Genomic DNA, 25,173 nt, shown 5'->3' on the forward strand with positions numbered 1-25,173 from the left:
CCCGCCCGCGCGATCACTGTGAAGGAGCCCCGCCGTGCCACTCGTCGATTCCTTTCTCGTGAGGGACGGCCTCGCGGTGGCCCCGAGCGCGCACCGCGAGCGCATGCGCGAGTCGGCACACGAACTATGGGGCGCCGAGGTGGACCCGAGCGCGATCGACGAAGCCGTCGCGGCGGTCTACGCACAAGCCGCGCACACACTCGGGGGAGAGGCGGGCCTGTTCTTCCCCAAACTCACCCTCGAGCAGGTTGGCGGCGAGCTCCGATTCGATGTCAACGCGCGGCCAATCACGCAGTCTCGCCTCGAAACGACCGCGCACCTGATCGCCTATCCCGGCAGCGACGAACGCATGCACCCGCGCCTCAAAGGCCCCGACTTCGCGTGGCAAGAGGGCGTGCGGCAGTGGGCCGTGAAGAGCGGCGCAAGCGACGCCCTCGTGCGCGCACGCTCGGCGCGGGTGAGCAGCGCAGGCAAGTCCGACGGCCCCTCGCACCCCCTCGCCCCTCAACTCCACTACAGCGAAACCGCGTACGGGAGCGTCGCCCTGTGGTCGAACGGCGTGCTCGTCACCAGCATCGACACCGACCGCCTGCCGAGCATCACCGAACGCCTCATCGTGGAGATCGCGCGCGAGCGCGGCCACGAAACCCTCGCGGCTCCTCTCACCAAACAGCGCCTCCTTGAGGCCGACGCCGTGTGGCTTCTCAGTTCCCTGCACGGTGTGCGCGAGGCAAGCGTCGGACTTACGGACCTGCCTGCCCCGCGCGTGGCCGATACCTACGCCCCACCCCGCGGCCCCTTCGCGCCCGCCGCGCGGGATTTCCAGGCGGCATTGTGGGAGCGTGCCGAGCCTCTCCGGGAGCTTTGTGCATGAGCGTTCTTCTTCTCGACAACCACGACTCGTTCACGTTCAACATCGCGCACCTCGTTGCCGAAGCCTCGGGCAACCTGCCGAAAGTTGTACTCGCGAGCGCATCGTGCCCGAGCCTCGACGGCGTGAGCCACGTGATCATCGGCCCGGGCCCCGGCACCCCGCACAATCCAGGCGACCTCGGCTGTTCGCTCGACGTGTATCGCGAAGCCCTCGAGCGCGATATTCCCGTGCTCGGTATTTGCCTGGGCCTGCAACTCATGGCCGTCGCCCACGGCGGGCGCGTGGGAAGTGCGCCCACCCCCATGCACGGCCTCGAGGATGCGCTGCGCTTCATGGGTGCTGCCGCAAGCGACCCGGTGTTCGCCGACCTTCCACGTGAGCTGCGCATCGTGCGCTACCACTCGCTTGCGATCGATAAATGCCCGCGTGAACTGGAGGTACTTGGCACCACACCCGACGGCGCGATCCAAGCCGCGCGCCTGCGTGGGAAGAACGCGTGGGGTGTGCAGTTCCACCCCGAATCGATTCGCACCGAGGGCGGCCTTGACCTCATGCGCGCCTTCCTCAACGTGCGAGGCGGGGCCGACGCTTGCCCGGCTACCGTCGGGCCCGAAGAATCTACGGTGATGACCGGCCAGACTCCGGACCCGGCGGCGGGGCAACCTGGCTCGGTGCCAGCGACCCAATCCGGCCAGGCGCCCGCGACCCACACCCTGCTGCTAGGCAGCGAGGTGACGGTGAAAGACGTTTTCACCGAGGCCGAGGCGCTCTACCGCGACCTCTTCGCACCGCACGAACGGGCGGTGTGGCTCGACTCGGCAAGCGAGGATCACCGCTCGCGCTTTTCGATCATGGGCGCGTGCGACGGCCCAGGCTCGCACGTTTTCGAGTATCGAGTTCCCGAGGTGGAGCGCGTGGAAGGCGTTCCCGCGAAGGGCGGGTTCTTTGATGAACTTCGAAGCAAACTACGCCAAGTGCGGCTCGATGAGTGCGGGCAGCGCGCCGCGCAAAACCTCGGCGGTTTCGCCCTGGGGTATGTGGGCTACCTCGGCTACGGGCTCGGTGCCGAAACCCTCGGCCTCGAGCGCGAGCCTCGCGCGGGCACGGAAAGCGATGCTCACCTGGTGTTTCTCACGCGCGCGCTCGTGATCGACCACGATCGCGGAACGGCGCGGGCCGTGGCGCTCGCGGAGCTCGACGCCGGTGCGGGTCATCCCGGAACCGTGGGGGAGCAGCAATCGTGGATCGGCGAGACGACTCGGAACATGGTCAGCGTGCTCTCGGAAGCGAGAGAAGCACACGGGGGAAGTCGGGGCGACGAGGCGGAAGCTGGCGTCGGAACGGCACCCGCGCCCACCTACCGGCACGCCCCCGCCCACTACGCGACGCTCATCTCCCGCTGCCAGGAACTTATTCACGAAGGCGAAAGCTACGAACTGTGCCTCACGAACGAGGCTCATGTGCCGGGGGAGTTCGACCCGGTCGAGGTGTACTCGCGGCTCAGGCGCGTGGCGCGTGTGCCGTATGGCGCGCTTCTTCAATGTGGGAAGTGGAGCGTGGCAAGCGCGTCGCCCGAGAGGTTCCTCGAGGTGAGCGCCGCAGGTGAGGTCGAATCGCGCCCGATCAAGGGAACGGCGCCGCGCTCCGAAGATCCCGAGGAGGATGCGAGGCTGCGCGCCGAGCTCGCCTCAAGCCGCAAGGACCGAGCCGAAAATCTCATGATCGTCGACCTCGTGCGGCATGACCTTTCTCGTGTGTGCGAGGCCGGAAGCGTGAAGGTTCCACGCATCTACCAGGTCGAATCCTTCCCCACTGTGCACCAAATGATCTCGACCATCACCGGCAGACTCGCGACTGGCCGCACCGCGCTCGACGCGGTCGAAGCGGCCTTCCCCGGCGGCTCCATGACGGGCGCGCCGAAACTCCGCACGGTGCAGCTTCTTCGCGAACTCGAGGGCGGGCCGCGCGGCATCTACTCCGGGGCGATCGGCTGGATCTCGCCGAACGGGGCGGCATCGCTCAGCATCGTGATCCGCACGGCGGTGCTCGATGAAGCCCGTGCCCGATTCGGGGTGGGTGGTGCGATCACGCGCCTGAGCGATGCCGACGCCGAAATTAAGGAAACGTTCACGAAGGCCCGCACGGTGCGGGCAAGCCTCGCGTGAGCGGAGCGCGACACAAAAGAGGCGCGGCCGAAGCCGCGCCTCCAGTGAGGTGAAAGAAGAAACGAGGAAGCAAACTACGCCCGAGCGGATCCTCCCGAGACGCGCTCGGTCGATTCCTCCACGGGGCGCTCAGGCGCGTCGGTGGCCGCCTCCGCCTTAGCCCCAGCTTCCGCTTTCTCGGCATCGGCATCGGTATCGGCATCAGCATCATCGGTGACCTTGCCACCCGAGAGACGGTCCACGATCGCCGCGATCGCACCATCGCCCGTGACGTTCGTGGCGGTGCCGAACGAGTCGAGCGCCACGTAGAGGGCCACCATGAGGCCCACCTGCGATTCATTGAAGGCAAGCTGTTCGGCGAGAAGCGCCGAAGCCGTCACGATCGCGCCGCCGGGCACGCCGGGAGCGGCGATCATCGACACGCCGAGCATCGCCACGAAGCCGAGCAGGCTCGCGAAGCTGTAGTCGCCGTTCGTGGTCCACAGGATTGCGAAAGCGAACAGGGTGATCTTCACGGTCGAGCCGGAGAGGTGGATCGTGGCACACAGCGGGATTACGAAGTTTGACACGGGTTTCGACACGCCGGCATCCTCAGCGCAGCGAGTCGTCACGGGAATCGTCGCGGCACTCGAGCTTGTGCCAAGCGCGGTGGCGTAGGCGGGAAGCATCTTGCCGAGCATAACCAACGGGTTCCTGCCCTTGGCAACACCGGCCGCAGTGAATTGAAGAACGAGCATGATCGCCGTAAGCACGAAGGCGAGCACCACGATCGGGAGCATCTTCATGATGATGTCCCACACTTCTTTCTTCGCGGTCATGTTCTCGAAAATGGTGAAGATGTAGAGCGGTAGAAGTGGCACGATGATCTTCGAAATTGTCGTGTTCACGATCTCGCGCAGCTCGAGGAAACCCTCGTGAATGGTAGTGGCGCGCACCGCCACGATGCCCAGACCGATCACGAAGCTCGTGATGAGAGCCGTCATCACGCCAAAGATGGGATCCATGGCGATCTCGAAATACGGCTCGAAGCTCGTTTTCGGCTCGGTCACCCCGCCGAGCTGCGTGCTGCTCCCAAGCAGCGCCGGGAAGGCAAGGTAACCGGCGGCGATCGCGTAAGTGCCGGCCACGAGGGTGGAGCAGTAGGCGAGCGCGGCAGTCACGCCGAGCCACTTGCCGGCGCCTCTACCGAATTCGGAAATGGCGGGAGTGATCAGGCCGATGATGATGAGCGGAATGATGAAGCTCAGGAAGTTGCCGAAAAGCTTCGAGAACGTTGCCGCTCCTCGCGATAACCAATCGGGCGCCACGAGCCCCACGAGGATGCCAAGCACGATCGCGATGGCAATCTTCATCAACAGCGAATTCAGGACCTTTTTCATCAAGACTCCATTGTCAGCGGTGGGCGCGCGGTTCCGCGGCCTCCAAGCACTATAGGCCCGGCCGGGACTTTTCGCACACCTAGTACTGTTTTCATTGGTTTAAAATCCGGCTGGCACATCGGCGTAGGTGTATCCGACGCTTGCCGCGCCCACGGCGCCGCTCGAAAGTTCAGCGGCGGCACGCTCCAGGTCAGCGGCGGTTTCTACGCGATGCACGAAGCGGAGGGTGAGGCCACTCGCGGTGTAGTTGGCCCCCTCGATGCTCACGCCCTTGGCGTTGTCGGCCCAGGCACGGATCGAGGCCTCGAACGTGCCTGCGAGTTCGTAGCCGACCTCGAGGTCGGTGACTTGGCGAACGACTCTTTCGCGCACGAGCTTCTTCGCCGCGGCGGCATCGAGGGCATCGGTGACGGCGCTTCCGTAGGCGCGCACGAGGCCGCCCGCCCCGAGCTTGATGCCGCCGAAGTAGCGCGTCACCACCGCGAGGATGTTCGTCATGTGCCGCCCTCTCAGGGCCTGTGCCATGGGCATCCCGGCGGTGGAACTCGGTTCACCGTCGTCGTTGGAGCGCTGGAGGTGTACCGGCGTGCCGAGCGTGAGGGCCGTGCAGTGATGCCTCGCGTGTGGATGCAGTGCTCGGCGTTCGCGAATCAGGTGATCGGCCTCCTCGACCGTTTCAACGGGGGAGAGGTACGCGAGGAACCGGGACTTCGTGACCTCGAGTTCATGCTCGATAGGTGCCGTGAGCAGCAACATTCGTTCGCTCGCTTCAGGCATGGTCTCGAGAATCTCGTGCATGCTGGTCATTGTGTCACGGTGCGCGAACACTGCGTTCGGCGGCCCGTATCCTTGAGACCATGATCGCCCCAGAACACTTCGACATCGCCCTCATCGGCTCCGGCTCCGGCAATTCTTTCCCGGGACCCGAGTTCGCCGAGAAATCCATCGTCTACATCGACCGCGGCGTGGGCCCCGAAAACATCTTCGGTGGAACGTGCCTCAACCTCGGGTGCATTCCCACAAAGATGTTCGTGCACACGGCAAACATCGCCCAGAATGCCCGCCGTGAACACGCCGAGAAATTCGGGGTCGATGCTGAGCTCGGTGGCGTCGGATTCCCGGCCGTGCGCGAGCGAATCTTTAGCCGGATTGACCCGATCTCCCACGGGGGTGAGGAGTACCGCGCCGCCCACCCCGATAACGCGAATGTGACACTCCTCCGTGGCACCGCCCGCTTTGTGGCCCCGAAGCGCCTTGCCGTGGAAACCGACAACGGCACGCGCGAGATCACGGCCGACACGTTCCTTCTCGCGGCGGGCTCTCGTCCCGCGATTCCCGCCATTCCCGGGCTCCACGAGGCGACACCGCTCACGAGCGACACGCTCATGCGCCTTGAGGAGCTTCCCGAGTCAATCGCGATCCTCGGCTCGGGCGTGATCGCCCTCGAGTTCGCTCACATTCTCGACGCGTTCGGCGTGGACGTGCACCTCATTGCCCGTTCTGGAACCCTCCTTCGGGCCTTCGATGAGGACATCGCGCGCCGCATCACCGAGATCGCCTCCGCGCGCTACACCGTGCACCTCACCACCGCGACCACCGAGGTGCGCCGCACAGAAGAGGGGGTCGAGATTGACCTGCAACCGTCGGACCCCGCCGACGAGGCGGCCCGCACCCTCACCGTCGCCGACATTCTCGTGGCGACCGGCCGCACGCCCAACAGTGATCTGCTGGACGCCCCGGCCGGGGGCATCGGCGTCGATGATGCCGGCCGGGTCATGGTTGATGCCTGCCAGCGAGCTCTCGACCCGCGCGGCCAGGTGCTCGACGGGATCTACTCGATCGGCGACCTCAGCTCACCGGCGCAGCTCAAGCACGTCGCCAACCACGAACTGAAGGTTGCGCGTCACAACATCCTCAACCCGCACGATTTGCGCCGAAGCGACGACATGCCTATCCCCGCCGCCGTGTTCACCTCGCCACAGATCGCGACCGTGGGCATGAGCGAGCGCGAGGCGCGCGAGTGGGCGGCAACGACCGGGCGGGAGATCCAGGTGGCGCGCCAGGAATTTGCCGACGTCGCCTACGGGTGGGCGATGGAGCTTGAGGCACCGGGCGACTTCGTGAAGATCATCGCCGAGGCTGAGACCGGGCGGATCCTTGGCGCGCACATCATCGGCCCCGAGGCTGCGACGCTCATCCAGGTGCTCATCCAGGCGATGAGCTTTGGGCTAGATGCGCGCGACATCGCGACCAAGCAGTACTGGATTCACCCCGCCATGCCCGAAGTTATTGAAAACGCCCTGCTGCAGCTCGCCTAAGAGAGCCGCAGCAGGGCGCTATTCGCGGGTAGGGGTTAGCCCATCGGGTCTTCGTTGCCCGGCATGCACGGTGCAAGCGGATCCTGGTTAACAGTCGGGTTCTTGGTCTCGCCCGAGTCTGTCGAGTCATCGTCGCTTGAGTCGCCATCGGTGGTCGGCTCAAGCGGAAGCACGATCCGGATTCGCTGCGGCGCCGAATTGCGAGCACCTCCACCCACGCCCGTGCCGGAGCCCGCCTTGCCGCCCGGCTTCCCGCTCACGGGAACCTCGCCGTAGCCCGCCATCGAATCGTCAATCGACGCCTGCACCCACTTCTTGATGTACGGGTAGTCAGGGTTGCCCGAATGCGTCACGGTCGGGTTGATCGGATACGACTTGAAGCCACCCTTTTGGATGCGCTGTGCGAGATTCGCAAACGCCTCGACCTGACTGCGCGGGATGTCCGTTTCGATATTGCGCTCGGTTGCACCGATCAGCTTCGGGATGTTGAGCGCGAGCGAGGACACGTTCGCTTCTTCCGCGACGGTGCGCACGATGCGCTGCTGGCGGCAGTTGCGGTCGAAGTCGTTCGAGCCGTGGCGCGAGCGGGCGTACCACAGGGCGTGGAAACCGTCGAGATGCTGCCAGCCCTTCTTGACGTAACCCTCGACCTTCGACGCGCCGCCGCCGATTGGGATGTCGCGCTCCACTTCGATATCGACGCCGCCGATCGCATCCACGAGGTCGGCGAAGCCCTGAAGGTTCACCATCGCGTAGTAATCGACCTTGAGGCCAAGCGTTTCCTCGACGGCCATCGTGGTCGCGGTCAGGCCCGGGTTGTCGTCGCCCGGGAACAGATCGGGGCGCACGCCCTCGGCCCACGACCAGACCGCGTTAATGAGGTTCTGATCCTTACCGAAGTACGTGAAACCGTCGGGGAACTCCTCCGCCGGAGCCGAGCCCTTCGGGAAGCGCACGTACTGGAGGTTGCGGGGGATCGAAAACAGTGCCGTGCGGCCCGTTTTCGTATCGATCGAGGCGACCATGATCGTGTCGGGGCGCGTGCCCGTGCGGTCAGGGCCCGCATCCTGGCCTAGCAACATGATGTTCACGCGCTCGCGGTTCGCCCACGGATCCTTGCCTGGCGCGAGCTTGTGCGCCTCGGAGCCGGCGAACACCTTCGAGTTGCCGAGCAGCGCCTGGGTCGCATAGAGACTGTGCGCGGTGTACACGCCGGGAAGCGCCACGATGAGGGCGAGCGTGTAGGCGAGGGCTCGCGAGGCGTTGCGGGCGGGGCCGCGGAGCTTCTCGCGCACGTTGTGGAGCTGGTTCGTGACGAAGATCGTTGCCACCCACACCAGGGTGCCCACGGCAACAGCTGCGAGCGCGCCGATCACAATCGGGCGGCGCGTGCCGTAGCGGAACACAAGCGTTGTGGGGTCGCCGAAGGCGAGGAGCGCAGCAATCGCGCCAACAACGAGGATCACGATCGCCATGAGCGCAATGCCGAGCCCGCGCCACCTGGTGGGGATGAGGCCAAACCCGGGGAAAATGCTGCCGCTCGCCGTCCACACCGACGCGCGCGCGAGCGAGCCTTCCTCGAGGCTCGTGCGGCGGCCAATGCCGATGCTCGCGGGAGCCCCGGTAGGAATCGAATCGTCATTCTCGCGCGCCGCAGCGTTCTGGTGGTCACGCGGGCGCAGGTTCGGCAGCGGCTCGGTGCGCATCACGCCATCGCCGAGCGGGGTCACGGCCGCACCGGCGGCGAGGCGGGCACCGGAGCCCGGCTTCGCGGTTTCGGTAGCGGTTCCGACGGCAGCCTCGGCCCTCGTGCTACCGGGCTTCGGGAATTGAGAAGCCTGCCTGCGGGAGAGGTCGAATCCATGCTCCCGCTGCGCCTCCTCATGGCGCCTCTTGGCGTTTTTCTGTGCGATCGAATCGGCCTTGGTAGGCCTCACGTATCGGTGTCGACCCGCGCTGCGCTTAGGCAACGTGGGTTCGGGCGATTCTGGCACGGTCATGCTGGTCAGTTTACGGCGGGATTTTTCGAGTTTTTGGTTGCGGCGTGTGATTTGCGTAGAGATTTCGGGGAGGTTCGGCCGAGGCCAGTGCTTAGACTGGAGTCATGACGACTTTGGTTATTGGTGGCGCAGGTTACATTGGCGCACACGTTGTACAGCTTCTTCTCGAGCGCGGCGAGTCCGTCGCGGTTGTCGACGATCTCTCGACGGGCTTTCGCAACCGCATCGGCGATGCCCCGCTCATTGAGCAGGACGTCACCGCCGACGGTGCCGTTGAGGTTCTCGAGCGCGAGATGCGTGAGCGTGGCGTGAAAGCCGTGATTCACTTCGCGGCCCACAAGCAGGTGGGCGAATCCGTGGAAAAGCCTGAGATGTACTGGCACGACAACATCGGCGGCCTCGCGAACGTTCTCGACGCCGCCGCCCGCGCGGGCGTGCGCGATTTCGTGTTCAGTTCCTCCGCGGCCGTGTACGGCATGCCCGATGTCGACCTCGTGGATGAGGAACTCGAGTGCCGCCCCATCAACCCCTACGGCGCGACCAAGTACGTGGGCGAATGGATGCTTGCCGACGCCGAGCGCGCTCACGGCATGCGCACCGTCGCCCTGCGCTACTTCAACGTGGCCGGCGCCGGTTCCCCGGAACTCGCCGACACCCTCGTGATGAACCTCGTGCCGATCGTGCTCGATGCCCTCGAGAGTGGCAAAACCCCGAAGGTGTTTGGCAACGACTACAACACTCCCGACGGCACGTGCATCCGCGACTACGTGCACGTCGAGGACCTCGCCGACGCGCACGTCGCGGCCCTCGGCTACCTCGACAACGACGAGCGCGAGCACCGCGTCTTCAACGTGGGCACCGGCAAAGGCTCAAGCGTTCTCGAAGTGATCGACGCGATCGCCCGTGCCAAGGGCGTGGAGATCGAACCCGAAATGGCGCCGCGCCGCGCGGGCGACCCCGCTCGCCTCGTGTGCTCGACCGAGCGCATCGAGAACGCGCTCGGCTGGAAGAGCTCGAAAGATCTCGATGACATCGTGCGTTCGGCGGTCGAGGCGACGACCTGCCACTGAACTGGTGAATTTCTGATTGCTGAGGGCGGCGGCTCGCCACTGTGTGGGCCGCCGCCCTCCGTGTTTTTCGAACGCGACACGATGGGGGCGGGGCAGCCGTCGGACCGCGAAGCCCTCGCCAAGGCGCGCCCTTGAACCCACCGAAACTACGCGACGACCAGCCCGCGCGGCACAGGGCTAGGCCTGCGGATCCTCGCGGCGCGAGGTGAAGCCGAGCAACTCGTCGAGCGCCTCGAATGTCACGCTTGAATCTGTGCCGAGCAGAAGCGGCATGCCGCTTAGCTGCGGGATGCCAATCGAGGAAGGGATGGTGACCGTCGTGACGATCGCGTCGGCAGAAAACTGCGGCGAGAGCATATCCATCACGGTTGCCTGAGTAACGTTCAGGTCGATGCCGCGAGCGTCGTAGTGCGCTTCAATGCGTTTGCGGATCACCGACGAGGTGGCTACCCCGGCGCCGCACACAACCGCAATGTGTTTCATCAGGAGGCAAGAACCTCGTCGAGAATTTCCTCAGCGCGCTCTTGCGAGCAATCCTCGGCAAGCGCAAGCTCCGAGGTGAGGATCTGGCGGGCCTTCGAAAGCATCCGCTTTTCGCCGGCGCTCAGGCCACGATCCTGATCGCGGCGCCACAGGTCGCGCACAACTTCGGCAACCTTCTTGATGTCGCCCGAGGCGAGCTTTTCCACGTTCGCCTTGTAGCGGCGCGACCAGTTCGTGGGTTCCTCAACGTAGGGCTGGCGAAGCACCTCGAAAACCTCTTCGAGACCTTCCTGATCGACGACGTCGCGAACCCCCACCATGTCAACGTTTTCCGCCGGGACCTCGATCGTGAGATCACCCTGCGCGACCTTGAGCTTGAGGTACTTCTTCACCTTGCCCTTAATGGTGCGCTCGTTGACTTCTTCGATGAGTGCCGCACCGTGGTGCGGGTAGACGACCGTTTCGCCGACATTAAAGTTCATGAGTTGAGGTCCCTTTCGTCCGGCAGCCATTCTAACATTCGCTCGTGTGCTATATTTCGCCGCCGCAGAATTGGGCGGCGAGGGCGCCTTGTGGGGTAGTCTGTGAGGGAACTGCTAGCGCGGCGGCGCTCCTTCCGGGTGGGCTCTAAGTCCCGGCTGGATAGTCCCGCTTCGCGATGCACACCATTACGTCATCGATCATCACGTGACCTCACGAATCGCAGGAGCCAGAGTGAAACTTCGTCCCCTCTCCCGCGCTGCCGCGCTCATGGGCATTGCCGCTTTTAGTCTCAGCGGCTGCGCCTACTTCAACCCCATGCAGACCCACCACTTCTACCAGCCGGCCGAAGGTGCCCTGGTGAACTTCACCCCCGAGGGTGCCGCCCAGCCCATCGGTGTGCGCAACCTCCTCGCGGTGGAAGGCGCGAACGGTGTGCAGGTCACGGGCGCGGTGGTGAACCAGTCGTCGCAGGATTACACGGTTCGGTTGAACTTCGTTGAGGGGGCGAGCGGTAGCGCAAGCATCAACGTGCCTGCCGGCGAGACCGTCATGATCGGTGGCGAGGGGGCTGAGCCCATCGAGGTGACGACCTCGAAGAAGCCCGGCGACAACGTTCTCGTTGATGTCACGGTAGGCGAAGAGACGCAGCGCCTGACCGTGCAGCTGCTCGACGAATCACTCGAGTATCTCGCGCCCGAGGAACAGCAGGCGCAGTAAGCCTTTCGGCACTGACAAGCTGTGGCGGCCCCGCGGTGCGGGGCCTCCCGCTTTTAACGGTGGCAGCGTGTTGCTGCTGCCTGGGGCCCGAGGGCCGCGAGGTGCGGACAGCGTGAGGGCCCGACCCCACCGTGGGGGCCGGGCCCGAAAACAAGGGGCTGCTTAGCCGCGGTTCGCGCGCGGGCGACGCGCCACGAGACGCTCCGCACCCGACTGCGCGCCCTTCCTCGCAGCCTGCTGCAGCGCGGTAATCACCACGCCTGAAAGGATCGTGAACAGCGCGACCTTCCAGGCGTCGACGTCCTCGTATTCGCTCGTCATTTCCTTGAGCTCAGCTTTCGAGGCGCCGTCCTTCTTGGCCTGCTTCTTGCGTTCCTTGAGGTCCTTCTTGGCCTGCTTCTCGAACTTCGAGTCGGGAACTTCCTCATCGAAGGCGCGATGCCAGCCGGCAGCGAGCGCCTTCTTCGCGAGGATCGACGTGCCGATCCCGGCGACCGTCACGATAGCGCCGACCAAGGGATTGCTGGGCTTCGAGGGCATGGGAACTCCTGTCGCTTTTGATGCGGGTACCGCACCAGGCTACCGGGTGAGCCTGGAACCAGTTGGGATTCCGACGGTTGCCCGGCCACCGTCGGCCCTCCACCTGCTTACCTTTGTCGGCCCTCCACCTGCTTACCTTTTCTGTGCCATCCAAAGTGGTGATAAACCGCCACCTCGCGTTGAAAATTGCTGGTTCAGCGCCGTTTTTGACCACTTTCGTCGAGAAGGGGGTGAGGCGGGTGGAGCTGAGGGGGAGGGGGAGAGATGAGGTGGGGGTCAGAGGGGGTAGAGGTGAGTCTGGAGGCAGCTGGGATTCCGACGGCTGCCTGGCCACCGTCGGCCCTCCATCTGCTTACCTTTGTCGGCCCTCCACCTGCTTACCTTTTCTGTGACCTCCAAAGTGGTGATAAACCGCCACCTCGCGTTGAAAATTGGTGGATCAGTGCCGTTTTTCACCACTTTCGTCGAGAAGGGGGTGGGACAGAGGCGGCAGAGGTGAGGGAGGGGAGGAGTGGAGGTGAGGACTAGAGGTGAGGAGGTGTGGAGTAGAGGTGAGCTGAGGGGGTATTGGGGAGAGAGGAGGGTGGAGGGGAGTGGTGGCGGAAAAAAGGGGTGCAGCTAGAAAGGGTGGCAGCCAAAAAAAAAGGGGGAGGCAGCGAAATGCGGGGTCCCGGCTCGTGCCGGGACCCCGCCAAAGGAGAAGTGCGGCTTCGCGAAGGCTGCCTAGGCCCCTTGCGCCGCGTCAGCGAGAAAGCTGAAAATCAGAACTCGGTGACGTCCGTGTGGGGGGTGTGCGAGTCGAGCGCGTCGCCCGTCACGAGGAACACCACGCGGCGCGCCACCGAAACGGCGTGGTCGCCGAGGCGCTCGTAGAAGCGGGCGAGCAGCGCGAGATCCACTGATTCCTTCACGGAGTAGGAAGCATCATCGGCAGAAAGGGCGGCGTAGACCTCGTCCATCGCGCGGTCGAGGTTGTTGTCGCGCTCCTCAACGACGGCAGCGAGAGCAACGTCGTAAGTGTCGAGGACCTTGCCTGCATCCTTCACGGCGTTGAGGCTCAGATCGGCGAGGGTTTCAATGGCCGACTTCAGGTCTGCGGGGATGACCTCATTCGGGTGGCGGCGGCGCAGCACGAGAGCGATGTGGGCGGCGAGGTCGCCCATGCGCTCGAGCGAGGCGCTCATGCGGAGCGTGGCGACGACTGTGCGCAGGTCGGTGGCAACGGGCGACTGGGTCGCGAGAATGTCGACCGACTTCTCGTCGAGCTCGGCCTGGAGGTCGTCGATCTCCTGGTCGCGAACAATGACCTGTTCGGCGAGCGCGAGATCGCCGGTGAGCAGCGCCTTCGAGGCATCCTCAAGCGCGGTGGCCACAAGGGAGTTCATTTCCATCAGGCCCTCGCGCAGGACCTGAAGTTCATTCTGGAATGCGGCACGCATCGGATCGTCCTTTTCTCTAGAGGCAATACTGTGATCCCATCTTCCCGGCGAGAGGTGAATGTATGCAAACCTCAAGGTGAATAACCAGGAAACGAAAGTGGATTCGATGGGGTCGGGGCAAGCGTCGGAATGCGTGAGGCCGTACCCTTAGAGGGTGAATTCTGTTGCCCTCCTCATTGCCGCCGCCCTCTGCGGGCTCGTGGCGGGGGCCGTGGCGATGTACGCGGCGATGCGCGGCAGTACCCCCGCAACCGAGCCGCCGAAGCCGAGCATTGCGGAGCCGACCTCCGAGGTGCTGTCGATCCTCTCGAGCGCGTACGTGCTTCTTGATTCAAGTGGCGACGTGCTGCGCGCCTCGCCCCTCGCGTATAGCTACGGGCTCGTGCGCACCACGGGCGGCGACTACCCGAGGCTCGCGCACCGCGACCTCATCGATATCGTCACGCAGGTGTCGCGCCAGGGCGGTTTCCGCGAGCAGGTGCTCACGAACGCGAAGAACACGCGGTCCGATCAGAACACGCCCACCGTCGTGAGCGTGCGCGTGGGCGCCCTCAGTAGCTCGCGGCGCATCCTCGTGCTCGCCGACGACCTCTCGAAGCAGTCCCGCGTGGAGGAGACCCGGCGCGATTTCGTCGCAAACGTGTCCCACGAACTGAAAACTCCCGTGGGTGCACTCACGCTTCTCGCCGAAACAATGGAAGATGCCGCCGATGACCCCGAGGCCGTTCGACGCTTCGCGGGCCGCATGCAAACCGAGTCGCGGCGCCTTTCCCTCCTCGTGCAGGAAATCATTGAATTGTCGCGCGTGCAGGGCGCGCAATCTTTTGCCGACGCCTCCTCGGTGGACGTCGATTCCGTGATCGCGGAAGCGGTCGCCCTCAACCAGAACCTCGCCTCGGGCCACGGCATGACGATCCAGTCTGGCGGCACGCCGAACCTCGAGGTGTTCGGAAGCTCGACGATGCTCACCACGGCGCTTTCGAACCTCATCATGAACGCGATTACGTATTCACCGCCGAACACTCTCATCGGTGTGTCGACTCGCCGCCATAACGGTATGGTCGAGATTTCCGTGAAGGATGAGGGCATCGGCATTTCGCCCGAAAACATGGAGCGTATCTTTGAACGCTTCTATCGCGTGGATAAGGCTCGCTCGCGCGCGACCGGCGGCACCGGTCTCGGTTTGTCGATCGTGAAGCACATTGCGAGCAACCACGGTGGCGACGTCACAGTATGGTCGAAGGAGGGCTCGGGGTCGACGTTCACGCTTCGCATTCCCGAGCTCGCCGACGATTCACCCAGGGACCTGCCCGTTCACACAGGAGAATAGGAATCATGGCACGCATCCTCATTGTTGAAGACGAGGAGAGTTTCTCCGACGCGCTCAGCTACTCGCTGCGCAAGGAGGGATACGAGGTCGCTGTCGCGAACACGGGCGACCGTGGGCTCGCGGTGTTCCAGGTGCACGGCGCTGATCTCGTGCTTCTCGATCTCATGCTTCCCGGTATGAGCGGCACCGACGTGTGCCGCGAGATCCGTAAAACCTCGAGCGTTCCCGTCATCATGCTCACCGCGAAGGACGACGAGTTCGATAAGGTTCTCGGCCTCGAGCTCGGCGCCGATGACTACGTGACGAAGCCGTATTCTTCGCGTGAGCTTCTCGCCCGCATTAAGGCGGTGCTTCGCCGCGGCGAGCAGCAGAAGGCCACAAACCAGGAAGGCGACGAAGACGAGGCGGTTCTGACGGCCGGCGGCATCGAGATGAACGTTGACCGCCACGTGGTGCGCGTGCGGGGTGAAGACACGCCGCTGCCGCTCAAGGAATTTGAGCTGCTTGAGATCCTCCTGCGTAACGCCGATCGCGTGCTCACGCGCGGCCAGCTCATCGACCGCGTGTGGGGCTCGAACTACGTGGGCGACACGAAGACTCTTGACGTGCACATTAAGCGCTTGCGCGCGAAGATCGAGGTCAATCCGAAGAGCCCGGAACTCATCGTGACGGTGCGCGGCCTCGGTTACAAGTTCGAATCGCCCGCGGAGGCCTAACCAGCCGGCGCGTTTACGCCTTTTGGTAGGCGAACTCCCACACGAGCCGGCCCGCGGCGGTCGCTTTCTTCTCGAAGGCGGTGCGCACGCGCCCATCGAACCGAGGCGCGAACCCCACGCGCGGCATCGCCTCGCTCACCGGGTCCGAGGCCGTGCCCTCGGGCCGAGGCCCTTCGGGGTGCAGGTTCACGAGCAGCCCTTCGCGGGCGACGGTCTCGAAGGCGGCGTGTTGATGCTCGGCGTAGTCGGCCCAGTCGGTTGCGGTGCGGATGATTCCGCCCGGCTCGAGTAGCTCCGTGAGCACGCGCAAGAACTCGGGGGAGATGAGGCGGCGTTTGTGGTGCTTCGTTTTGTGCCACGGATCGGCGAAGAAGATCCACACTTCGCGGATCGACTCACGCCCGAGAAGCGTGGGGAGGGAGTTTTCGGCGTCGACCTCGAGCATTTTGACGTTGTGGGGGAGGCCGAGCCGTTCGAGGTGGAGCATCGTTTGGGCGAGGCCCGGCTTGTACACCTCGAGGGCGAGGAAGTTCTCGCCGGGGCGTGAAGCGGCAGCTGCGGCCACGCAATCGCCCTGACCGGAGCCGATCTCGACAATGAGCGGGTGACGGTTTCCGAACAGTTCCGGGACCGAGAGTCGCACCGAGGGATCAGCGAGGGTGGAGCGTGCCCCGCGGGGCACGTCCACGACGTACTGCTGCGCGTGCGCCTGCCACGCTCGCTCCTGGGCCGCATTGAGGCGGGAGCCGCGCCGCACGAAGCTCACGACCTCGCGCCGCACGCGCCCGTCGCTCGTCAGTTCAGGCCGCTCAGGCACGGGTGACCTTGCCGTTCGCCACGGTGAGCGCGACCTCCACGAGGGGCTCCTCGGCGGGGCCGCCCTTGACGTCACCCGTCTGGGAGTCGAACGTGGAATCGTGGCATGGGCAGTGCAGCACGGGCCCTTCGGGGTTGAGGGCGCAGCCCTGGTGCGTGCAGTACGCCTCGAAGCCGTGAAGGTCCTCGCCGCTTCCGCGCACAACGGCAACAAAGGCCCGCTGCCCGCCGAAGTTCACGATTGTCGTCTGGTTTTCGGGAAGGTCCTCGAGCGCCACTGCTCCCGACTCATCCACCTGCACTTCTTCGGCCTTGAGGCCACCGCGATCGGGCCCGCAGCCGGCGAGGGCGAGGGCGGCGGCGCCCGTGAGGCCGAGTGCACCGAGGTCGCGCCGCTTCACGCACGGCGGCAGCTCGCGGGTGGGCTCTGCGGGAAGGTCAGCACGGACGATGCGCGGTTTCATGGCTCTCTTTCGATGAAAAAACGGGGTCCGACGCCTGCCAAGCAACCGTCGGACCCCAATCTTAACCCCGCGACCTAGCCTTCGGTGCCCTCAATCGCCGCCTCGGGGTATTCCCACGGGGCGTTGGGGTCGGGCACGGTCGAGGTGATCACGGAGCCGTCGGCGCGCGTGTCGCCAACGTAGTGGGCTTCAAGGTGGCCGTCCTCGAGGAGGGGGCCCTGGCCGCGGAGCGCCACGCTCACGCCCGCGGTCGTGATGCGCACGGTTTTGCCGCGCACGCTCACGTCAAGCTCATCGCCTTCTTCGAGCACGAAGCTGATCTCGCCCTTCGTGATGCGCACGGTGAAGCGGCTTTCGCGGACGGTGAGGGGGAATTCGAGGGCGGGCCATTCGTCGGGAAGGCGTGGGTCGAAGCTGATGGCGCCGTCGTTGAAGCGCATGCCGCCGAACCCCGCGACGAGGCCGTTCCACACGCCGCCCGCGGAGGCGATGTGCACGCCGTCTTTCGTGTTTTTGTGGAGGTCGGCGAGGTCCACGTAGAGGCCCGTGAGGAAGTAGTCGAGGGCGAGGTCTTGGTGGCCCACTTCGGCGGCCATGATCGATTGGACGACTGCCGAGAGGGTTGAGTCGCCCGTGGTGATCGGGTCGTAGTATTCGAAGTTCGCCTTTTTGTGTTCGGTTGTGAACTCGGCGCTGCGCAGGTAGGTGGCGAGCACAACGTCGGCCTGTTTGATGACCTGGAAGCGGTAGATCACGAGCGGGTGGTAGTTGAGCAGGAGCGGGAATTTTTCGGGCGGGGTGGCTTTGATATCCCACACTTCGCGGTCGAGGAAGCGGTCGTCCTGCGGGTGGATGCCCATCGTTTCGTCGAACTCGATGTACATGCCTTCGGCGCACGCTTGCCATTCGTCGATCTCGCGCTCGTCGAGGTCGATCTTCTGCACCAGCGCGCGGTAGGTTTCGGGGAGGCGTTCGCGCAGGTCACGCAGTGTGCGGGCGGCCCGCTCGAGGTTGTATTTCGCCATGACGTTCGTGAACAGGTTGTTGTTGACGACCGTCGTGTATTCGTCGGGGCCGGTCACGCCGTGGATGTGGAAGGTGCGATCGCCGTTTGTGCGCCAGAAGCCGAGATCGGCCCACATGCGCGCCGTTTCGGCGAGAACTTCGGCGCCCTGGAGGTCCAGGAAGCTCGTGTCGCCCGTGATGTCGTTGTAGGTGGCGAAGGCCCACGCGATGTCGGCATCGATGTGGTACTGCGCGGTTCCTGCCGCGTAGTACGCGCTCGCCTCGTCGCCGTTAATGGTGCGCCACGGGAAGAGGGCGCCGCGTTGGTTGAGCTCGCGGGCCCTCTCGCGCGCGGCATCGAGCAGATTGACGCGGAAGCGCAGGGCGTTGCGCGCCCATTCGGGCGAGGTGAACGTGAGGAACGGGACCACGTAGATGTCGGTGTCCCAGAAGTAGTGGCCTTCGTAGCCGGAGCCGGTCATGCCTTTCGCCGGCACGCCGGCCTGGTCGGCTCGAGCGGCGGCCTGCGCGAGCTGGTAGATGCACCAGCGGCTCGCTTGCTGCACGGCGCTTTGCCCTTCGATGCGCACGTCGGAGCGCTGCCAGAAGCCTTCGAGGAACTCGCGTTGCGCCTCGTGGTAGTGCTCGAAGGCGTGCTTGTGCACGCGGTCGAGCGTGCGGCGGCAGCGGTCCTGAAGCTCACGCACGGGTACGCCCGCCGCGTAGTGGTAGGCCACGGCCTTCTTGACGAGGAATTTTTCGCCTTCGGGCAGTTCGCCGCGCATGATGAAGCGGCCCATGTCGTCGTCGATTTTGACGAGGCTCTGGAAGCCGATTTCGGTGTCCACTTCGTGGTCGGCGGCAACGCCAATACCGATTCCGGAGTGAGCGGTGCGGTAGCCCATGAGCACGCGGTCGCCGGAGGCGTGGTTGTCCTCTGGCACGAGCACGCGCGTATCAAACGACGTGGTTTGCCGCGGATCGTGCTTGTTTTCACCAGCGAGCGGGGCGGTGGCGGGCGCGGCATCGAGGTCGAGATCCTGGCGGTTGATGATCTGTGAGGAGATGGCGATAGGGGCGCTGCCCTTGACCATCTCGACCTCGAGGGACATGAGCGCAAGGTGGCGGTCGGTGAAGCTCACCATGCGGCTCGAGCGCACGCGCACGTGGGCGCCGCTCGGGGTGCGCCACAGCAGGTCGCGGCGCAGCACGCCTTCGCGAAAGTCGATCCAGCGCTTGTATTCGAGCAGGTCGCTTGTGGAAACGTTGAGCGGTTCATCGTCCACGTACAGCTTGATGACGGTCGAATCGGGCGCGTTGACGATGGTCTGCCCGGTTTTCGCAAAGCCGAAGGCGTTTTCGGCGTGCTTGATGGGCCAGGTTTCGTGGAAGCCATTGAGGAACGTGCCGTGGCTTGCCACGTCGCGGCCTTCTTCGGGGGTGCCGCGCATGCCGAGGTAGCCGTTCGCGGTCGCGAAGATCGTTTCGAGGAAGCCGAGCTTGGCGCCGGGGCGCGCCTCGACGAGCTGCCATTCATTGACGGGCAGGTGGACCCTGTCCATGGGGTCGGCGGAAACTTTGTGGAGGCTCATGCCAGCTCCTTGAGGTCGTCGACGACGATGGTGGCACCGGCTTCCGCGAGAGCCTCTTGGCCCACACCGCGGTTAACGCCGATCACAGCGCCGAAGTTGCCGGCGGCGCCGGCCTGCACGCCGCTTGTGGCATCTTCGAGCACCACGGCCTTTTCGGCGGGCACACCCACGAGTTTCGCACCGTAGAGGTAGGTGTCGGGTGCGGGCTTGCCGGGGATGGAGTTTTCGGCGGCGACGTTGCCGTCCACGATCACCTCGAAGCGTTCGAGGAGACCCGCGGCCTTGAGCACGGTGCGGGCATTCTTCGAGCTGGACACGATCGCGACTTTCGCGGTTTCGGGAAGGGAATCGAGGAAGGCGAGCGTGCCGGGGTAGGGCTCCACGCCTTCCTGTTCGAGGATCTCGAGCACGAGGGCGTTCTTGCGGTTGCCGAGCCCGCACACGGTCATCGCGGCGGGGGCATCCTCGGGCGTGCCCTCGGGAAGTTCGATGCCGCGCGAGGCGAGGAAGCTCCTCACGCCGTCGTAGCGGGGTTTGCCATCCACGTACGTGAAGTAGTCCATGTCGGTGTATTTGGCCTGGCCCTCGTAGTCCACGAGCACTTGGTTGAACATGCGGGACCATGCGCGCATGTGCACGTCGGCGGTGGGGGTCACGACCCCGTCGAGGTCAAAGAGGTAGGCATCGAAGTCGGCCGCGTTGAAGGAAGCGGCGGGCTGAAGATTCTGGGGTGCGTTTGTCGCGTTCTCAGTCACGGCACCACGATAGGGGCACGGCCTGGATGGCGCTGCACAGTTCCTCATGGGGGCCGGGATTTTTGACTTTTCTCTCGACTCAGCCTTCGCTCAGCACGTCTTCGGCGCCGATCGAGGAATCGGTGCGGGCGGAAAAGATCGCGCGGGCGGCGTTCGCGGCGGTGATTTCGGCGCTCGCGGTGGGGGCGTAGGCGGCGGGGGTTCGGGTGACGGTGGCGGGACCGGGGGCCACGAGGATCGGCGGGTGCACAAGCAGGGTGGTGCTCAGGCCCGAGCGCCGCACGAGCTCGAGGGCGCGGCGGGCAGCCAGGAGGCCGGGGTCCGGGGTTCCGACGCTTGCCCACGCCTTCTTTGCTCTTTCGGTGAGGGGGCGCTCTCGGCGGGGAGCTTCGGCATCGCGCGTGCCATGAACGGTGTAGGCGAGGGCATCGAGGGGCGCTGCCGCGATGAGCCGCCTCACGCCTGCGCGCCGCATCGCGCGGATTGTTCGGGTGGTGAGGGCTTCGGCCTCTTTGTTGTTCTCGATGACGAGCAGGAGGGCGCTCGTGCCGCCGAGCGTGAGGGCGTACTCGCCAAGGTCGTGGGGGATTGCCTCGTAGCTGATCGCGCGTGAAAATCGTGTGAGGTTTTCCGGGTGGGCGCTCAGGGCCTTAACCTCGCCGTTTCCTTTGAGGGCGAGGTAGGACTCGCTCACGAGGGCGTCGCCGAGTGCACTTGCGGCGTCGACGATCGTGAGAACTTCGCGGTGCTCGGGTGTGCTCATGGCAGAATCTTTCTGCGCGGCCGTGCCGCGCGGGCGGGAAGCGCGAGAATGCGGCGCGAGGGCCGCTTCGTGGCGAGTCTATGAAAGAAGGAGCGGGTGTGGCGAAAAACGAGCCTCACACGCCGCACCTCGGCCGCGGCAGCTCCGAAGCCGCCGCGGCGCTCAGGCCTCTCATTCTTCCCGTGTATGTGCCTACGGCGCTGCAGTTCTCGGGCAACGCCGCAATCTTGCCGATCCTCCCGCTCATCGCGATCCGTATGGGCTTTTCCGTGTCGGGCGCCGCGGCCCTCGGCCTCATCGCGGGCATCCTTTCGGTCGTGGGCACCGTTCCCGCCGGCAAGCTCATGGCGCGCGTGGGGGAGCGCCGTGCGATCCTCGCGACGGGGGCCTTGCTCATCGTGCTCAACCTCGGTCTCGGGGCGGTTGTGGGGGATGCGCTCGCGGGCTCGCCTTCCGCGTGGCACAGATGGGTGCTGATTGGCGCGCTCGTGGTGCAGGGCGCGTGCATGATCGTGTGGAATCTTGGCCGCCAGGCTTACCTTGGCACTCACCTTCCGCCGCGCGTGCGCGCTCGGGGCATGACCTCCTTCGGCGGCGCGGTGCGCATCGGTGAGATTCTCGGTCCGCTTCTCTCCTCGGCAGTGCTGTGGGTGGGGCACGCCCCGTGGGTGTTCTACCTCTATTCCCTGCTTGTGGCGGTCGCGGTGTGGTGCGTGTGGGCGCGCATGCTCGAGGGCGATGCGTCGCCGGGAGAGAAAGTGTCCGACGCTCGCCCGGCAATCGTCGGACCTGAAGGCGGTGAGGCGAAGCCCGCCGCCGTGGAAAAACCTCGCGAACCCGAGACCGTGACCGGAGCCCTTGGGCGCCAACTGACGTTTCGGGACATGCTGCGTGTGGCGCTCGGGGTGTTGCCGCTTGCCGCGGCGCGCACGAATCGGCCGATCATCGTGCCGCTCATGGCGGTGGCGATGGGGCTCACGGAGAAGGACGTCACGCTCATCTTCGGCACTGCTGCCGCGATTGAGATTCTGCTGTTTTACCCGGCGGGCGTGATCATGGATCGCTGGGGGAGGGTCGCGGCGATCGTGCCGTGCATGAGCATCCTTGGGCTTGGTTTTGCGCTCGCGGCGCCGTTTGCGCTCGGTGAGGCGGGCCTTTCGGCTGGTGGTGCCGGGTTTGCGGTGCTGCTTGTCGCCCAGATTGTTGCGGGGATTGGCAACGGGCTCGGGTCGGGGATCATGATGACCCTCGGGATCGATCTTTCCAATAGCGCGACGCGCACGCGCGACCTTGCCCGCTGGAACACGCTCATGGGTGCGGGGCGGCTTTCGGCGCCTCTTCTCGTGTCGCTGGTGACGCTCGCGTTGCCCGTGGGGTGGGCGGCTTTGCTCACGTCGGGGCTCCTGTGGGGTGGGGCCGCATGGCTGCATCGCGTGCTTCCCGAGTACGCGCCCGTGAAGTTACCGTGACTCGCGCCAAGCGGCGCACTCGCCTGCGCGCACTCCCGCGCCTCGCATGGTTATTCTTATAGCTACCACGCAATCGGAGACACTGGAGAGGGAAGGCGCGCATGGCGACTCATCGCGGCTCAGCGAATGCCAACGAGCCTCGCCCCGATCTCGGTAACAATGCAGTTGAGAATAAGCCGAAGGGGAAGCGCCGCGCGCCGGCCCCGAAAGTGAATGAAGAGAAGCCGGCTGCCGGGGGCGATGCGTCCGAGCCACACCGCAAAGGTAAGCGTGCTGCGGCGCCTGCCGAGACCGTCGGTGAGACCAGCTCGGAGCCCGCGAATCAGAGCGCGAAGGGCGCAAGCGAGGCCCCGCGCAAAGCCCGCTCCCGCTGGAAAATCCTCGGCCGCGTGCTCGAAGTTGCCGTGGTCACGGCCGCCGTGGGCATCCTTATTTCCACCTTCTTCCTTTCCGTGCTGCAAATACGCGGCACGTCCATGGAGCCGACTTTCCATGACGGCGACCTCGCGGTTGCGACGCATTCAAAGAGCCTCGAAACCGGCGATATCGTGGCCTTTTACTACAACAACAAGGTTCTGCTCAAACGTGTGGTGGGCTTCCCGGGGGACTGGATCGACTTCGCGGAGGATGGCCGCGTGATCGTGAACGGCGAGAAGCTCGACGAGAGCTACGTGCTCGATCCCGGCGAGGGCGGCAACGTGGACATCACCTTCCCGTATCAGGTTCCCGAAGGTCGCTACTTCGTGCTTGGCGATCACCGCAGCACGTCGATCGATTCACGCTCAGAGCACCTCGGCACCGTTGCCGAGGATCAAGTCCTGGGAACCGTGAAAGCCGTCGTGTGGCCGCTGACTCATGTGACGTGGGTCGACTAAAACGGTTGTCATTCGGACAGTTGCATAACAATTCGATAAATATTTGCTGAACAATTAGCCTCGCGGTAACTCTGGGTATAACCTCGAAATGCTCTGCCGCGAGTGGCCGTGCGTAATAGCCCCCGCCCCGGTGAGCGTGACCTTTCGATATCCCCGCGCGCACGAGGCGTGTGCGCTTACGACAGATAGGAAAAGAACCACATGTTTACGCATGCTCACCGCAACGTGGCGAAGGGAGGCCTGCTCACCGTTCTCGTCGCACTCTTCGCGGCGCTCGCTGTGCTCGTCTCGCCCCTCGCCCACGCTGCTCCCGTCGGTAATGACGAGGATCCGGCCATCACGATCAAGTCCAAGCAGCACGACCAGGACCTCGCCGCCTACCAGATCTTTAAGGGCCAGCAGTCGCCGCTTCCCGAAGAGGGCGCAGACCCGACCGAGCCGACCGGCCTCACGATGATCTCGTGGGGCGAGGGCATCGATAAGGGCGGGCTCCTCAAGGAGCTTGGCGACTCGACTGATCCGGCGTTCGCGGCCATCACCGGCGAAGAAAACGCTGCCGAGCTCGCCGCGAAGTTCTCCGGCCTCACCGGGGCGGATGCCACCAAGCTTTCGAAGATCGTTGCGAAGCACATCGTGCGCGACGGCTCGTACGCCCCGGTAGACTTCACCCTCACGCCGTCGGAGACCGAAAAGGGCATTTACGAGTACACGGCGAAGACCGTGGATGCTGGCTACTACGTTGTGGTGGACCGGGACCCGGCGAACGTCACGGCTGCCACCTCCCCGATCCTCAAGGTCGTGGGTCCGGTGACCGTTGACGTGAAGACCTCGGTCCCCAGCCACGACAAGCAGGTCGAGGAAAACTCCACCGGCGAGCCCGGTGAGACCGCCGACTACAACATCGGCGACGACGTGCCCTTCGTTCTCCACGGCACGCTTCCCTCGAACTACGCCGACTTCGACACCTACAAGTACGGCTTCCGCGACACCCTCTCCAAGGCTTTCGACGACCCGCAGAACGTTGAGGTTTTCGTTGACGGTAAGAAGATCACCGAAGGCTTCACGGTTTCCGCAGTGAAGCCGGCTTCGGACACCGAGGGCCACTATGCGGGCGGCAAGACCTTCTCCGTGGACTTTGCTGACCTCAAGAAGGCTGCCCCGAACGCCACCGCTGATTCGAAGATCGACGTCAAGTACACGGCAAAGCTTAACGACAAGGCCGCGATCGACGACAAGGGCAATGGCAACAAGTCGCTTGTCTACTTCCAGAAGAGCGCCCTTGAGGGCGAAGGCGACCACGAAGGCGAGACCCTCGAGGATCACACCTGGGTGTTCACCTACACCGTTGAGAACACCAAGGTTGATCAGTGGACCGGAGACAAGCTTTCCGGTGCTGAGTTCGTGCTGACCCGCGGCTTCACCTACAAGAAGGACGGCTCGCTTGACTCGAGCGAGAACGGCGAATTCGCCATCCTCGACAAAAACGAGAAGGTCACCGGCTGGACCACGAACCAGGACGAAGCGACCACCGTCAAGACCAAGGCTGATGCCCCATTCTCCTTCAAGGGTCTCGATGCCGGTAACTACGCCCTTCGCGAGACGAAGGCACCGACCGGCTACCAGCTCCCGGCGAACGACATGCGCTTCGGCATCAGCGCTAAGCACCAGGAAGACGAGAACGGCAAGGGCGAGCTCACGGAGCTTTCCCTCGCGACCGTTGACGGCAAGGGAGCCCCTGGTGACCTCCAGACTGCGACCATGAAGCAGAACGTCACCAACTCCTCCGGCTCGGACCTTCCGTCAACCGGTGGCATGGGTACGGTGCTGTTCACCGCAGGCGGCCTCGCAGTGATGCTGCTTGCTGGCTTCGGCATCGTTGCTCGCAACCGCAAGCGCGCTGAGGCCTGAGAGTCTCATTGC

22 protein-coding genes are annotated in these 25,173 nt (G+C 64.8%); 10 read left to right on the plus strand and 12 right to left on the minus strand.

Annotated features, from left to right (window positions below; translation table 11 throughout):
* Nucleotides 1-34 precede the first annotated feature (34 nt).
* A complete protein-coding gene (locus D8M36_RS05180) occupies nucleotides 35-874 on the plus strand; it encodes an aminotransferase class IV (RefSeq protein WP_126847246.1) in 840 nt (279 codons plus the stop codon).
* The gene (pabB, locus tag D8M36_RS05185; RefSeq protein WP_126847248.1) at nucleotides 871-3,039 is read left to right on the plus strand and encodes an aminodeoxychorismate synthase component I; all 2,169 of its coding nucleotides are present in this window, start codon (nucleotides 871-873) and stop codon (nucleotides 3,037-3,039) included. Before D8M36_RS05180 ends, pabB begins: the two co-directional genes overlap by 4 nt.
* Before the next feature lie 74 nt (nucleotides 3,040-3,113).
* On the opposite strand, the gene D8M36_RS05190 is transcribed toward pabB, so the two are convergent.
* Both D8M36_RS05190 and D8M36_RS05195 read right to left on the minus strand, forming a co-directional pair.
* The gene (locus tag D8M36_RS05190; RefSeq protein ID WP_238638389.1) at nucleotides 3,114-4,418 is read right to left on the minus strand and encodes a dicarboxylate/amino acid:cation symporter; all 1,305 of its coding nucleotides are present in this window, start codon (nucleotides 4,416-4,418) and stop codon (nucleotides 3,114-3,116) included.
* A 99-nt stretch (nucleotides 4,419-4,517) separates the two neighbouring features.
* Entirely contained in the window at nucleotides 4,518-5,225 is a 708-nt protein-coding gene (locus D8M36_RS05195) for an IMPACT family protein (protein WP_126847250.1), read from the minus strand.
* A 50-nt stretch (nucleotides 5,226-5,275) separates the two neighbouring features.
* Between D8M36_RS05195 and D8M36_RS05200 the strand changes: the two genes are divergently transcribed.
* Nucleotides 5,276-6,736 (plus strand): mycothione reductase, encoded by a 1,461-nt coding sequence (locus tag D8M36_RS05200; RefSeq protein WP_126847252.1) that lies wholly within the window; start codon nucleotides 5,276-5,278, stop codon nucleotides 6,734-6,736.
* Between the two features lie 35 nt (nucleotides 6,737-6,771).
* Here D8M36_RS05200 and D8M36_RS05205 read toward each other — a convergent pair whose 3' ends face one another.
* The gene (locus D8M36_RS05205; protein ID WP_126847254.1) at nucleotides 6,772-8,736 is read right to left on the minus strand and encodes an LCP family protein; all 1,965 of its coding nucleotides are present in this window, start codon (nucleotides 8,734-8,736) and stop codon (nucleotides 6,772-6,774) included.
* 104 nt (nucleotides 8,737-8,840) lie between these two features.
* Here D8M36_RS05205 and galE point away from each other — a divergent pair, with 104 nt between their 5' ends.
* Entirely contained in the window at nucleotides 8,841-9,806 is a 966-nt protein-coding gene (gene galE / locus D8M36_RS05210) for a UDP-glucose 4-epimerase GalE (protein WP_126847256.1), read from the plus strand.
* A 177-nt stretch (nucleotides 9,807-9,983) separates the two neighbouring features.
* On the opposite strand, the gene D8M36_RS05215 is transcribed toward galE, so the two are convergent.
* Nucleotides 9,984-10,289: a PTS sugar transporter subunit IIB gene (locus D8M36_RS05215; RefSeq protein WP_126847258.1), complete on the minus strand. Its 306-nt coding sequence runs from the start codon at nucleotides 10,287-10,289 to the stop codon at nucleotides 9,984-9,986.
* Nucleotides 10,289-10,771, minus strand: coding sequence for a CarD family transcriptional regulator (locus D8M36_RS05220; protein WP_055089928.1), 483 nt, complete (start codon nucleotides 10,769-10,771; stop codon nucleotides 10,289-10,291). The genes D8M36_RS05215 and D8M36_RS05220 overlap by 1 nt, the downstream gene beginning before the upstream one ends.
* Before the next feature lie 232 nt (nucleotides 10,772-11,003).
* Between D8M36_RS05220 and D8M36_RS05225 the strand changes: the two genes are divergently transcribed.
* Nucleotides 11,004-11,489, plus strand: coding sequence for a hypothetical protein (locus D8M36_RS05225; protein ID WP_126847260.1), 486 nt, complete (start codon nucleotides 11,004-11,006; stop codon nucleotides 11,487-11,489).
* 162 nt (nucleotides 11,490-11,651) lie between these two features.
* On the opposite strand, the gene D8M36_RS05230 is transcribed toward D8M36_RS05225, so the two are convergent.
* Nucleotides 11,652-12,029 (minus strand): DUF4235 domain-containing protein, encoded by a 378-nt coding sequence (locus D8M36_RS05230; protein ID WP_126847262.1) that lies wholly within the window; start codon nucleotides 12,027-12,029, stop codon nucleotides 11,652-11,654.
* 761 nt (nucleotides 12,030-12,790) lie between these two features.
* Nucleotides 12,791-13,468, minus strand: coding sequence for a phosphate signaling complex protein PhoU (gene phoU, locus D8M36_RS05235; RefSeq protein ID WP_126847264.1), 678 nt, complete (start codon nucleotides 13,466-13,468; stop codon nucleotides 12,791-12,793).
* Between the two features lie 154 nt (nucleotides 13,469-13,622).
* On the opposite strand from phoU, the gene D8M36_RS05240 reads away from it, so the two are divergent.
* A complete protein-coding gene (locus D8M36_RS05240; protein WP_126847266.1) occupies nucleotides 13,623-14,798 on the plus strand; it encodes a sensor histidine kinase in 1,176 nt (391 codons plus the stop codon).
* A gap of 5 nt (nucleotides 14,799-14,803) precedes the next feature.
* Nucleotides 14,804-15,514, plus strand: coding sequence for a response regulator transcription factor (locus D8M36_RS05245; RefSeq protein WP_126847268.1), 711 nt, complete (start codon nucleotides 14,804-14,806; stop codon nucleotides 15,512-15,514).
* Between the two features lie 13 nt (nucleotides 15,515-15,527).
* Here D8M36_RS05245 and trmB read toward each other — a convergent pair whose 3' ends face one another.
* From trmB to D8M36_RS05270, 5 genes are all read right to left on the minus strand, one after another.
* Nucleotides 15,528-16,331, minus strand: a complete 804-nt coding sequence (trmB, locus tag D8M36_RS05250; protein WP_126847270.1) for a tRNA (guanosine(46)-N7)-methyltransferase TrmB — start codon at nucleotides 16,329-16,331, stop codon at nucleotides 15,528-15,530.
* The gene (locus tag D8M36_RS05255) at nucleotides 16,324-16,794 is read right to left on the minus strand and encodes a QcrA and Rieske domain-containing protein (RefSeq protein WP_126847272.1); all 471 of its coding nucleotides are present in this window, start codon (nucleotides 16,792-16,794) and stop codon (nucleotides 16,324-16,326) included. The genes trmB and D8M36_RS05255 overlap by 8 nt, the downstream gene beginning before the upstream one ends.
* Nucleotides 16,795-16,868: 74 nt before the next feature.
* Nucleotides 16,869-19,391: a glycoside hydrolase family 65 protein gene (locus tag D8M36_RS05260; RefSeq protein WP_126847274.1), complete on the minus strand. Its 2,523-nt coding sequence runs from the start codon at nucleotides 19,389-19,391 to the stop codon at nucleotides 16,869-16,871.
* Nucleotides 19,388-20,146, minus strand: a complete 759-nt coding sequence (locus D8M36_RS05265; RefSeq protein WP_126847276.1) for an HAD family hydrolase — start codon at nucleotides 20,144-20,146, stop codon at nucleotides 19,388-19,390. Before D8M36_RS05265 ends, D8M36_RS05260 begins: the two co-directional genes overlap by 4 nt.
* 79 nt (nucleotides 20,147-20,225) lie before the next feature.
* Complete coding sequence (locus tag D8M36_RS05270; protein WP_126847278.1) at nucleotides 20,226-20,909, minus strand: NAD(P)H-binding protein; 684 nt, start codon at nucleotides 20,907-20,909, stop codon at nucleotides 20,226-20,228.
* A gap of 98 nt (nucleotides 20,910-21,007) precedes the next feature.
* Here D8M36_RS05270 and D8M36_RS05275 point away from each other — a divergent pair, with 98 nt between their 5' ends.
* The 3 genes from D8M36_RS05275 to D8M36_RS05285 all read left to right on the plus strand — a co-directional run bounded on the left by D8M36_RS05275 (nucleotide 21,008) and on the right by D8M36_RS05285 (nucleotide 25,161).
* Nucleotides 21,008-22,378: an MFS transporter gene (locus tag D8M36_RS05275; protein WP_161970210.1), complete on the plus strand. Its 1,371-nt coding sequence runs from the start codon at nucleotides 21,008-21,010 to the stop codon at nucleotides 22,376-22,378.
* Between the two features lie 101 nt (nucleotides 22,379-22,479).
* Nucleotides 22,480-23,253 carry a signal peptidase I gene (lepB, locus tag D8M36_RS05280; protein WP_126847282.1) on the plus strand — a complete coding sequence of 258 codons (774 nt, stop codon included), beginning with the start codon at nucleotides 22,480-22,482 and terminating at the stop codon, nucleotides 23,251-23,253.
* Nucleotides 23,254-23,454: 201 nt separating this feature from the next.
* Nucleotides 23,455-25,161 carry an isopeptide-forming domain-containing fimbrial protein gene (locus tag D8M36_RS05285; RefSeq protein WP_126847284.1) on the plus strand — a complete coding sequence of 569 codons (1,707 nt, stop codon included), beginning with the start codon at nucleotides 23,455-23,457 and terminating at the stop codon, nucleotides 25,159-25,161.
* Nucleotides 25,162-25,173: the final 12 nt, after the last annotated feature.

The organism is Dermabacter sp. HSID17554, from assembly GCF_003989295.1.
Taxonomy (GTDB): Bacteria; Actinomycetota; Actinomycetes; order Actinomycetales; family Dermabacteraceae; genus Dermabacter; species Dermabacter vaginalis.